Origin of the sequence: Agrobacterium sp. ST15.13.013, assembly GCF_027956525.1 — a bacterium.
GTDB classification, from domain to species: Bacteria; Pseudomonadota; Alphaproteobacteria; order Rhizobiales; family Rhizobiaceae; genus Agrobacterium; species Agrobacterium salinitolerans.
The window spans coordinates 202,632-214,644 of sequence record NZ_JAQKGP010000007.1 but is presented as its reverse complement, the minus strand read 5'-3'; the positions used below and the strand labels follow the sequence as shown (position 1 = coordinate 214,644).

At 59.2% G+C, this 12,013-nt stretch carries 8 protein-coding genes; 5 read left to right on the top strand and 3 right to left on the bottom strand.

The genetic code is table 11. The features are described from left to right. Positions 1 to 161: 161 nt before the first annotated feature. Both PL597_RS10050 and PL597_RS10045 read right to left on the bottom strand, forming a co-directional pair. Positions 162 to 2,051, bottom strand: coding sequence for a DUF882 domain-containing protein (locus tag PL597_RS10050; RefSeq protein WP_271365064.1), 1,890 nt, complete (start codon positions 2,049 to 2,051; stop codon positions 162 to 164). Between the two features lie 176 nt (positions 2,052 to 2,227). Beyond that, positions 2,228 to 3,775 (bottom strand): sigma-54-dependent transcriptional regulator, encoded by a 1,548-nt coding sequence (locus tag PL597_RS10045; RefSeq protein ID WP_077983496.1) that lies wholly within the window; start codon positions 3,773 to 3,775, stop codon positions 2,228 to 2,230. Positions 3,776 to 3,944: 169 nt separating this feature from the next. Here PL597_RS10045 and PL597_RS10040 point away from each other — a divergent pair, with 169 nt between their 5' ends. Beyond that, complete coding sequence (locus tag PL597_RS10040) at positions 3,945 to 5,795, top strand: M3 family oligoendopeptidase (RefSeq protein WP_271365063.1); 1,851 nt, start codon at positions 3,945 to 3,947, stop codon at positions 5,793 to 5,795. Between the two features lie 99 nt (positions 5,796 to 5,894). Beyond that, positions 5,895 to 6,530, top strand: coding sequence for an aminotransferase class IV family protein (locus PL597_RS10035; RefSeq protein ID WP_077983498.1), 636 nt, complete (start codon positions 5,895 to 5,897; stop codon positions 6,528 to 6,530). On the opposite strand, the gene PL597_RS10030 is transcribed toward PL597_RS10035, so the two are convergent. Next, positions 6,527 to 7,435: a GGDEF domain-containing protein gene (locus PL597_RS10030; RefSeq protein WP_271365062.1), complete on the bottom strand. Its 909-nt coding sequence runs from the start codon at positions 7,433 to 7,435 to the stop codon at positions 6,527 to 6,529. The genes PL597_RS10035 and PL597_RS10030 overlap by 4 nt on opposite strands. Before the next feature lie 258 nt (positions 7,436 to 7,693). Here PL597_RS10030 and PL597_RS10025 point away from each other — a divergent pair, with 258 nt between their 5' ends. The 3 genes from PL597_RS10025 to PL597_RS10015 all read left to right on the top strand — a co-directional run bounded on the left by PL597_RS10025 (position 7,694) and on the right by PL597_RS10015 (position 11,826). Further along, complete coding sequence (locus PL597_RS10025; RefSeq protein WP_271365060.1) at positions 7,694 to 9,139, top strand: homospermidine synthase; 1,446 nt, start codon at positions 7,694 to 7,696, stop codon at positions 9,137 to 9,139. 149 nt (positions 9,140 to 9,288) lie between these two features. After that, on the top strand, positions 9,289 to 9,663 hold the full coding sequence (omp10, locus tag PL597_RS10020) for an outer membrane lipoprotein Omp10 (protein ID WP_077983501.1): 375 nt from the start codon (positions 9,289 to 9,291) through the stop codon (positions 9,661 to 9,663). Positions 9,664 to 9,879: 216 nt separating this feature from the next. Then, positions 9,880 to 11,826: a 5'-nucleotidase C-terminal domain-containing protein gene (locus PL597_RS10015; protein ID WP_142913478.1), complete on the top strand. Its 1,947-nt coding sequence runs from the start codon at positions 9,880 to 9,882 to the stop codon at positions 11,824 to 11,826. Positions 11,827 to 12,013 lie beyond the last annotated feature (187 nt).

The following is a 12,013-nucleotide window of genomic DNA, read 5'->3' as shown; positions in this document are numbered from 1 at the left end:
TCACCATCTCGAGAGCGGTCTGTTCAGGAGCAGGTTTCTTCAACATGCCCCAATGAATCATAACCCCCCAGCCCACGCCAGGGGTTTGTCAGCAGTCTGAACCCGCCGGTAACGGCGGGGTTTTTTTTGGCCTCTCCGCCGTCTTCCTTATGAAAGTTGGCTCAGTGCATCTTCACCGGCGTGCTGAACCGGCTGGGTTCGATGGCCGCGGCACCGGGCTTGAAGCTCGCGGAGGTCGCGGAAGCCGACATATCGTTGCTGAGCATGCGATTGGCGACAACACGCGGCGCCTTTACCGAGCGTCCGGTCGTACCCTTGTTCTGGTTGAGCGCCCAATCCGAAATAAGATCCTGCGTCAGGCGTCCACCGCCCACCATGGCCTGCTGGGAAACGGCGGCATCCTGTTTGCTCGGGCGCGAACCCTTGGTCGGAAGGCCGGCGCTGAGGCCGCCATTGATGGCAGGCTTCAGGTCGAAAGCATCACCGAAGCCAGCCTGCGGTTCGGCCTTGGCCGTTTCGACGGGCGCAACGGTAACCTTGTGGTTGACGGCGGCCGGGAATGGCGCAGCTGTTGGCATCGCGGCCGACTGGACCTGCGACCGGGCGGCCTGACCGCTCTGTTCAAGAGCGGCAACCACCGTGGGCGAAAGCGTACCCTGTTGCGCCTCGGCGAGATCGTCCTCACCTTCAGGGTCGGCATTGGCCGCCGCCAGCAGGGCTTCCGCCACGGCCGGACGATTGGCGGGAACCGGAACAGAGGCGAGTTCGCCGGTTGCAACCGGTGTCGCACCCTCGACAGAAGCCGTCAGGATCGATCCTTCCGCATCACCTCTCATGCCGCGCGGGCCGAGAAGCGTGGGCACCGGAACGGATACCTCAGCCAGATCGGCAAATTGCTGGCGCTCGGCAGGCGCGGAAGCCGGCGTCGGTGTGGTCGCCGCCTGCAGGGCATCCTGCGCGGCATTGCGAGCCGGAGAATAAAGCGCCGTCGCAAGGCCGGTATTGGCCGGCGGCTGATTGCCGAAGGCGGGTCGGGCCGTCGGCAGCGGCGCATCGTTTACACCCGGAAGCGTCTGTGCCGAAGCAACTGCAATCGTGGGTTCAGGCTCCGGAGCCGCCGGGCGAGCAACGGCGGGGCGCTCTGCGGGCGCCGGCGCTGCGATGCTATCTGGATCTTCATCCTCGTCACCGCCGCCAAAGAGGGCCTGCAACAGCGTCTTGCGCTTGCCGCCGCCAGATGAGGCAGGGCCTGCACCGGCGCTGGAAGCAACCTGAATGGAGGAGGAGCTGACGCGCTTCTTGTAATCGGCAAGCGCCTGCTCATAACCGGGAAGCGGCTTGCCGTCGGAAGGAAGATGCAGCGTATTGCCGTTCGGGAAGATGCGGACGAGTTCTTGGCGGCTCATGCGCGGCCAGGCGCGAACGCCGCCGACATCCATGTGCACGAAGGGAGAGCCTGAGGTCGGATAAAAGCCGACGCCGCCGATCTGCATCTGCATGCCGATTTCGCGAAGACGGGCAAGCTTCACACCGGGGATATAAAAGTCCATGGCCTTGCCGAGCATATGCTGGCTTTTTTCCGCAACGCCCTTCGTGCGTGAGCGCAGCAGACCATTGGTCTCGGGCGAACGGAAGGCCGAAACAACGTTGATATAGTCAGTCGCGCCACTGCGGCGATAAACTTCCCAGACGAGATCGAAAAGGCGCGGATCCATGCGTGTCGGCTGGTTGCGACGCCAGTCGCGCAGGAATCGGTTCAGCTCCTGCAGACCTTTCTGATCATATTTTCCATTGCGCTTGAAGGTGATGACCGCCTTTTCGCGTGTATGGATATAATACAGTTTGAGGCTGCGCGTTTCGGCGGCGGCTTCCGTCGCCGAAATACCTACGAAAGGCATTGCGGCGAGCATCAGGCAGGCAAAGGTGACAGCGCGTGCCGACAGCTTCGTGCATATATCCTTGATCAAGCCGCGCGCGACCTTGGTCGAAAGCGCGTTATTCCGATGCAGATATGGCAATTCGATCCCCGCCTGGAAGACAATTTCTGTCACATTGCCTCAAATGAACGTCAAATACGGTGACACGATGGCAAAATTGCCACACACATACAACCTTCCTCTATATAGTGAATCAGCCACTAACAAGAGGTTTATAGACGGTAAGCGGATATCCTTGCTCAGAAGTTAACGAATTTTGCGATCTGCCTCCAAATGCGGGGTTTGTGCCGTTAGGCTGCATCTCGAAGGGGATCGTCGGGATCGATGCCATAATCCTTCAGCTTGCGATAGAGCGTCGAGCGGCCAATGCCGAGCTTTCTGGCGACCTGGCTCATCTGGCCGCGATAGAAGCGCAGAGCGAAACGGATGAGTTCTTCCTCGATTTCTGCCAGTTTGCGGATGTTGCCCGATTCATCCATGCTGGAGATCAGGTTTCCGCCCCGGTAGATGGTGGTGGAAATATCCGATGGCTCCTCGATGACGGCATGGCTTTCAGCAACCGCCGGCGGGGGCGGTGAATAGGCCGCAAGCTTCAGCGACGCCCCTGAAGGCGAGCGAATGACATCGTCCGCGTCGTCGCCGGTCGAAAATTCCGGCAGTTGCAGGGCGATCTGCGGAAAATCGGAATCTGACAGTTCCTCACCCTGCGACAGCACCACGGCGCGGAAGACGGCGTTTTCGAGCTGACGGATATTACCCGGCCAGTCATAGGCCGTCAGCAGCGCCAGCGCGCTGGCGTCAAGGCCAACAGGATTGGGCAATTTCTGTTCCGCCGAAAAGCGCTCGGCGAAAACGCGCGCCAGATGGGGAATATCTTCCTTGCGGCGGCGCAGCGCCGGAATGGTGATCGGGAAGACGTTGAGGCGATAATAAAGGTCCTCGCGGAATCGGCCTTCCTTCACCTCTTCGATGAGGTTCTTGTTGGTGGCGGAAATCAGCCGCACATTCACCTTCTGCACCCGTGCGGAGCCGACGGTTTCGATTTCGCCTTGCTGGACCGCGCGCAGCAGCTTCACCTGCACATCCAGCGGCAGATCGCCGATTTCATCGAGGAACAGCGTGCCGCCGTCCGCCTCCATGAATTTGCCGACATGTTTTTCCGTCGCGCCCGTGAAGGCTCCCTTTTCATGGCCGAAGAGGATACTTTCCACGAGATTATGGGGAATGGCGCCGCAATTGACGGTAATGAAGGCCTTATTCGCCCTGTCTCCGGCCGACTGGATGGCGCGGGCGACCATTTCCTTGCCCACACCGGATTCGCCTTCCAGCACCACGGGAATGCTGGACTGGGCAGCGCGCTGCGCGAGTTCGATAACCCTCAGCATTGCCGGGCTTGCGGAAACGATATCGGTAAAATTCACTGCATTGCTCCGTCCGCGCCTTCCCGTGCGGGCTTTTGCCTCTCTCCTGTCGAGCTTGAGCGCATTGGAGATGGCAGCGCCGATCCTTTCCGGCGAAACCGGCTTGACGACGAAATCGAAAGCGCCGGCGCGCATGGCCTGCACGACGGTATCGATGCCGCCCTGACCGGTCTGAACGATGACAGGAACATCGGTGCCGACTTCGCCGATAGCTTTGAGAAAGGTAAGCCCGTCCATTTCAGGCATCATGAGGTCGAGGACAATGACGTTGATCTCGCCGCTATATTGCTTGAGCAGTTCCAGCCCCGCCTTGCCGTTTTCGGCAAGCAAGGCGAGATGCCCATAACGTTCCACCGCATTTTTGAGCAGGCGGCGCTGGACGGGATCATCGTCTATCACGAGAACATGCGCGGTCATTTTTAGCTCCGGTTTCCGGTTTATGGACCTGCTTCATGCGGTCCCTTATTCCGCACTCTGGCATGGGAGACTTGAACATCCAGTTTTGAGAATTGCTTGCATTTTATCCATTGCCGCGGGAAACAAGGTCCCCATATGCTTCGCACGCATAATCAGAAGGACACGTTCGATGACCCTCAACCGCCCGACCCCGCAACACGTCTTCTCCCTTGCCGAAACCGCCGGTCCGGCGCTTGGCGACCTTCCCGGCTGGAAGCTGACGGACCTCTATCCATCGGGGGATTCGCCAGAATACAAGGGCGATCTCGATAAGGCGATGTCGATGGCGGCGGCTTTCGAGGAGAAATGGAAGGGCAGGCTTGAAGCTGCCGCAAAGGCGACGGGCGACAAGGGCATCGGCGCGGCGCTCAAGGAATATGAAGCGCTGGATGATCTCATCGGCCGCATCGGCTCCTTTGCCGGGCTCACCTATTTTTCCGATACGTCGAACCCGGCAAACGGCAAGCTTTACGGCGATGCCCAGGCGAAGCTGACGGATATTTCCTCCCACCTCCTGTTCTTCACCCTTGAGCTCAACCGCATCGATGACGCCACAATGGACGCCTGCATGGCGAATGACGCAGTAGCGGGTCACTACCGCCCCTGGCTGGTGGATTTGCGCAAGGACAAGCCGCACCAGCTCGACGACCAGCTGGAACAGCTTTTCCTCGAAAAATCGATGACCAGCGCAGCGGCCTTCAACCGCCTGTTCGATGAAACGATGGCCGATCTGCGTTTCGACATAGACGGTGCGAGCCTGCCGCTGGAAGTGACGCTCAACATGCTGCAGGAGCCGGAGCCGGAAACCCGCAAGAAGGCGGCTCAGGCGCTGAGCGCCACCTTCAAGGACAATCTGCGCGTCTTCACGCTCATCACCAACACGCTCGCCAAGGACAAGGATATTTCCGACCGCTGGCGCAAATTCGAAGATATTGCCGATAGCCGTCATCTCGCCAACCGCGTCGAGCGCGAAGTGGTCGATGCTTTGGCCGCGGCGGTCAAGAAAGCCTATCCGCGCCTCTCTCATCGTTATTACGCCATGAAGGCGAAATGGCTCGGCATGGAGCAGATGAATTATTGGGACCGCAACGCGCCGCTTCCCGATACGTCGAACACGATCATCCCTTGGGATGAGGCAAAGGACACGGTGCTTTCCGCCTATGGTAGTTTCGCCCCCGAGATGGCCGATATTGCCCGTCGTTTCTTCGATGAAGAGTGGATCGACGCCCCCGCGCGCCCCGGCAAGGCGCCGGGCGCCTTCGCGCATCCGACCGTGCCTTCGGCCCATCCCTATGTGCTGGTCAACTATCTCGGTAAACCGCGTGACGTGATGACGCTTGCCCATGAGCTTGGTCACGGCGTTCATCAGGTTCTGGCCGGCGAACAGGGCGCCTTGATGTGCGCCACGCCGCTGACGCTTGCCGAGACAGCCTCCGTTTTCGGGGAAATGCTGACCTTCCGCAAGCTGCTTGACGACACCAGAGACATCAGGGAACGCAAGGCCATGCTCGCCCGCAAGGTCGAGGATATGATCAACACGGTCGTGCGCCAGATCGCTTTTTATGAATTCGAGCGCAAGCTGCATACCGCCCGCAAGCAGGGCGAGCTGACTTCCGGGCAGATCGGCGAATTGTGGCTGTCCGTTCAGGCCGAGAGCCTTGGTCCGGCGATCCGGATTTCCGAAGGCTACGAGACATGGTGGACCTACATCCCCCATTTCATTCACTCGCCCTTTTATGTTTATGCCTACGCCTTCGGCGACTGCCTGGTGAACTCGCTCTATGCGGTTTATCAGAAGGCCGAGACGGGCTTTCAGGAGAAATATTTCGAGCTTCTGAAGGCGGGCGGCACCAAACACCATTCGGAGCTTCTGAAACCCTTCGGCCTCGACGCGACCGATCCCTCGTTCTGGGACAAGGGGCTTTCGATGATCGAAGGGCTGATCGACGAGCTGGAAGCGCTGGATAACAAACAGGCTTAATCTCTCCCGCCGGCAGGGCTATCCTATTTCGGACAAGCTTTGCCGGTTGATATTGCCGGCGGAAACACCGGTAAACAATTCAGGCGACGAGCACAGGCAATGAAACGCAAACCCGCCGATCTGACCTTGAGGGAAACCTTGCGCTGGGAGCCGCAGACCGGCTTTCAGCGCATCGACCAGCATATGCGCCGATTGCTGCGCTCGGCCGACGCGCTCGGTTTTCGCGCGCCGGTCAATGCGCTTCAGGTGCTGGAAAAGAAGGTGGGCGGCGAAAAGCCGCTCTGTGTCAGGCTGGTCATGAACTACAAGGGCGAACTCGACGTCGAAACCGCCGACTTCCAGCCCTTGCGGCAGGATACCGTCTGGCGGGTTCGCATCGCCCGGCAGACCACGCTCGATTCTTCCGACACCTTCTATCGTCACAAGTCCTCACGCCGCGAGCCCTATGACGCCGCCCGGGCCGAATTTTCAGCCGGAGAGGCCGACGAGGTTCTGCTCCTCAACGAGCGCGGCGAGTTGTGCGAGGGATCGTCGACCAGCATTTTCGTCGAAATGCCGGATGGGCAATTGCTGACGCCGCCGCTCGACAGCGGCATTCTGCCGGGGGTGCTGCGCGCCGATCTGATCCGCGACCGCAGGGCGCGCGGACAGTCGCTGAAACCGGACGACATTGCTGGCCGGAAACTCTTCGTCGGCAATTCGCTGCATGGATTGATTGCGGCGGAACTCGTCTAAGCAGTCACCGCCAGAAGCCGGTCGCGGCCTTTGTCCTTGGCCGCATAAAGAGCCTGATCCGCCCGCATGAAAACATCATCCGTGCTTTCCGGTGCGCGATACACCGTCAGCCCGGCCGAGCAGCTGTAGGAAAAATCCGGGAATTCAGAGAGGGGTCTCGAAAGACGCACCTTCTGCAGCAGCCGTTCGACGATCTCCCGGCCCTCGACCACCGTGCTGCGCGGCAGGACGAGCATGAATTCCTCGCCGCCGATCCTGCCGAAACAATCCACCCGCCGGATGACGGAATGGGCGATGCCGACGAAATCGCGAAGCACCGCATCCCCGCATTTATGGCCGAAACGATCGTTGATCTGCTTGAAGAAATCGATATCGAGCGTGCACAGGCAAAAGGGCGTTTCCAGCCCCTTGGCAACCCGTTCCACCTGCAGAGCCAGCTTGGCGAAGACGAAGCGGCGGTTTGCGGTCCCGGTCAATTCATCCGTCTGCGACGCGCGCACCGCCAGATCCCTGTCCTGTCGTAGCGTCCTGTAACCTTGGCGCAATTCGGTAACGTCGCTTGCGACACACAGCATCCAGCCATCCTGCTGCACCGTTTCCGTCATCCAGAACCAGCGGCCGTCATCCATGTCCATCTCAAAGGCGCGATAAGGCAGCTTGCCGCGTCGGGATTGCGCCGACAACAGCCACCCCTCGAAATCATTGTTGCGGACGACGACGCCGCTGCGCAGCCGATGGTTCAACCGCATGATGTCCGCCCAGGTCGGAAAATCGCCGGCAGCAAGCTGAAAGCTTTCCCGAAACGACGGATTGGCATGGCGCAACCGATCCTCGGAATCGTAAAGGGCAATAAGAACGGGGGTGGCGCTCTGAAGCGCTGCGACACGCTCGATAAGATTATTCAACGGGCAACTCCCCTGCGATGGCGAAAACTCCCCCGTCGTCATCCGGCCAAAGCCCCCAAGCCTTTGGACATAGAGAGGAAAAGAAGAACTTAATTATAAACGCACTCTCTAAAATGCGAAGAGGCAGAATGCGGTGGAAAGGATGCCCGAGCCCGTCCTGTCATAACCATCGTCATATGTCCGTCATCCACCTGCCCTTTATTGTGGCACGCTTTTGTGATCTAGCTTACTTATTGGCTGAAAAAGGAAAATTGACGAATGACGGATGCAAACCACCCGATTTACGGCGATATTGACGGCCCCATCATCATGATCGGCTTCGGCTCCATCGGGCGCGGTACTCTTCCGTTGATCGAACGTCATTTCAATTTCGACAGGACCCGGCTCGTCGTCATCGACCCGCGCGAGGACATCGCCGCCTTTCTGGCCGAAAGGAACATCCGCCATATCCAGACGCATCTGACCAAGGAAAATTACCGCGAGATTTTGAAGCCGCTCCTCAAGGGCGTTCAGGGCCAGGGCTTCTGCGTCAATCTTTCGGTCGATGCCGCCTCCGTCGATCTGATGCGGATTTGCCGCAAGCATGGCATGCTTTACATCGACACGGTCGTCGAACCCTGGCCCGGGTTTTATTTCGACGCCGATGCCGACAATGCGGCCCGTACCAACTATTCGCTACGCGAGACCATGTTGAAGGAAAGGGCGCGCAAGCCGGGCGGAACGACGGCGGTTTCCACCTGCGGCGCCAATCCGGGCATGGTGTCTTGGTTCGTGAAACAGGCGCTCGTCAATCTCGCCAAGGATACCGGCCACGACATCGAGGAGCCACAGCCACATGATCGGGAGGGCTGGGCAAAGCTGATGAAGCGGCTTGGCGTCAAAGGCGTTCACGTGGCCGAACGCGACACCCAGCGGGCGAAGGAACCCAAGCCCTTCGGCGCTTTCTGGAACACATGGTCCGTTGAAGGTTTTATCGCGGAGGGTTTTCAGCCCGCCGAACTCGGCTGGGGAACACATGAAAACTGGATGCCGAAAAACGCGAAAAAACAGAAAAAGGGAAGCAAGGCGGCGATCTATCTCGACCAGCCCGGCGCCAATACGCGGGTGCGGACATGGTGTCCGGGTCTGGGTCCGCAATATGGATTTCTCGTCACGCATAACGAAGCGATTTCGATTTCCGACTATTTCACCGTCCGCAACGATGATGGCGACGTGACGTATCGGCCGACCTGCCATTATGCCTATCATCCCTGCAACGACGCCATTCTTTCCCTGCATGAACTTTTCGGCAATGGCGGCACCCCTCAGCCCATCCAGCATGTGCTTACCGAAGACGAGCTTGTCGACGGCGCCGATGAACTCGGCGTTCTTCTTTATGGCCATGACAGGAATGCCTATTGGTATGGGTCGCGGTTGAGCCTGCAGGAGGCGCGTTTGCTTGCGCCCAGCCAGAATGCCACCGGATTGCAGGTCAGTTCCGCGGTTCTGGCCGGCATGGTCTGGGCAATCGAAAATCCTGAAGCCGGCATCGTCGAGGCGGATGAAATGGATTACCGCCGTTGTCTCGAGGTGCAGCGCCCCTATCTCGGACCCGTGGAGGGCCATTATACCGACTGGAAACCGACCGATGGCCGCCCCGGCCTGTTTCCCGACAACATCGATACGTCCGACCCCTGGCAGTTTCGCAACATCCTCGTGCGCTGACGGGACGGAGTCTCATATTTGTCACGCAGAGGCTTTCCTGAATGACGTCAGGAACCGGGGAGAGCGAGCAACGTTGCCTTGAAATAAGAAACGCTTCACGGCATGGTCGAAGCATAGAAAGTTTCATCGAATCGCAGGAGAACAGGCTCATGAACTTCAAGACAAGCGCTGCTTTGCTTTCAGCCGCCATAGCGGTGTCTTCATGCGTCGCGCCGGGACCCTCGCAGCAGTCCTCGATGGCGCCTTCGCTTTCCCGCGGCCCGGCCGTCGACGGTCGCTGGATCGACCGTAACGGCATCGTATCGACCTTCCAGAACGGCGCCTTCTCCACCCGTTCGACCGACACCAACACGCTTCTGGCCTCCGGCACCTATGTCACGATTTCGCCGACGCTTTACGAAATCAACATGACCTCGCTGGTGCGCAACACGCAGTCGCGCGTAAACTGCGCCCTCGTCTCCCCGTCACAATTGAACTGCACGACGGATACGAACAGCCAGTTCTCGCTAACGCGCCAGGGCTGATAACGTTATCTTTTCAAAAAGATGATCTTCTAAAACGCACGCCTTGAGCGTGCGTTTTCGTTTATTGCGCACCCGTCATAATTTCGCTTGCGGCGATTGCCGCTAAATGGAAACATCGCGCTTTGAAAGACTGACATGATTTCAGATTAGGAAATGAGCACGGCTGGAGGATGATCGACCGGCCCGGGCTTCCGCTTTGAACAGGAGAGAGGGACCATGAAGAAAATTTTGGGACTGGGCATGCTGAGCGTTTCGGCGATAACGCTTTCTGCCGGAGCGGCTCTAGCCGATTACGAGCTCAACATTCTTCACATCAACGATTTTCACTCCCGTATCGAATCGATCAACAAGTTCGACTCGACCTGCTCGGCGGAGGAAGAAGGCAAAAACGAATGCTTCGGAGGCGCCGCCCGCCTTCTGACCGCAATCAATCAGACCCGTGACGCCCTGAAGGCCGACGGCAAGAACGTCCTCCTGCTCAATGCCGGCGACAATTTCCAGGGATCGTTGTTCTACACCACCTACAAGGGCACCGTGGAAGCGGAAGTTCTGAACGCCATGAAGTTCGACGCCATGACCGTGGGCAACCATGAGTTCGACGACAGCGAAGACGGGCTTGCCGGCTTCCTCGACAAGGTGCAGTTCCCCGTCGTGACCGCCAATGTGGTGGCCACCGCCGCCTCGAAAATCGGTGACCGCGTCAAGCCGTCCATCGTGCTCGAAGTCGGCGGACAGAAAATCGGGATTGTCGGCGCTGTCGCCAACGATACGGCAGAACTGGCAACGCCCGGTCCCAATATCACCATCGCCGAAGATGTCGCGAAAATCAGCGAGCAGGTGCAAAAGCTGAAGCAGGACGGCGTCGACAAGATCATCGCCCTCACCCATGTCGGCTATCCGCGCGATCTCGAATTCATCGCCAAAATCCCTGACGTCGACGTCGTGGTCGGCGGCCACACACATACGCTGCTTTCTAACACCGACCAGAAGGCCGAAGGCCCCTATCCGACCCTCGTCGACAATCCCGGTGGCTACAAGGTTCCGGTCGTTCAGGCCGGGCAGTACAGCAAATATCTGGGCGACCTCAAAGTGGTCTTCGACGACAGCGGCGTGGTCAAGGAAAGCAAGGGCGATCCCATCCTGATCGACTCCTCCTTCAAGCCCGATGAAGCCACGCTAAAGCGCATCGATGAGTTGAAGGCGCCGATCGAGACTCTGAAATCGAAGGTTGTCGGCTCCTCGGAAGGCCCGATCGAGGGAGACCGCAAGGTTTGCCGTGTGAAGGAATGCTCCATGGGGAATCTGGTGGCCGATGCGACGCTCGCCCGCGTCAAGGATCAGGGCGTGACCATCGCTTTCGCCAATAGCGGCGGCCTGCGCTCCTCCATCGATGCCGGCGATGTCTCCATGGGCGAAGTGCTGACGGTTCTGCCATTCCAGAACACGGTCGCGACCTTTCAGCTGAAGGGCGAGGATATTCGCGCCGCTCTCGAAAACGGCGTCAGCCAGATCGACGACGGCGCCGGTCGTTTCATGCAGGTTTCCGGCCTGAAATATTCCTTCGACCGCTCCAAGCCGGCCGGCAGCCGGGTCGTTTCGGTCGAGGTCAAGGAAGGCGACGCCTTCGTGCCTCTCGACCCCGCCAAGACATATATCGTCGCGGCCAATAATTACGTACGCACCGGCGGCGACGGCTTCAAGGTCTTTGCGACCAAGGCAGTCAACGCCTATGACTTCGGCCCCAACCTTGAGGAAGCCGTTGCGGCCTACATCACCGCCAACAGCCCCTATAAGCCCTACACGGATGGCCGCATCAGCGAAGTGACGCCTGCCGGTTATGTCGCTCCGGCAAAGCCTGCGGCACCCGCGCCGGCCGCAACCGCACCTGCGCCGGCCACCACACCGGCCCCCGCTCCCGCGGCACCCGCCGCCACTGCACCTGCTCCCACAGTACCGGCCGCCACGGCACCGGCCACGACGACGCCCGCCGCAACCGCTGCTGCCGCCAGCAAATATGTCGTTGAAAAGGGCGACTCGCTCTGGAAGATCGCAGCGGAGAAATATGGCGACGGCGCTCTCTGGAGCAGAATTGCCAAGGCAAACACGCTGAAGCATCCGAACCACATCGAGATCGGTGAGGAACTGGAACTGCCGGCTCAATAAGCCGAACGGGAACAGACAGGGCAATTTGCCGCAGACAGGAAGCCGGCCCTCGGATATCGGGGCCGGCTTCCTATTTTCCTTTTAAAACAAATCGTTACGGATCAAATTTTTGCAAGGGACCGCGCGTGGCTTTCTCCCCCCGGGAAATAGCCTTCACCGGTAGTTTAATCCTGAAAAATTTCGTCTA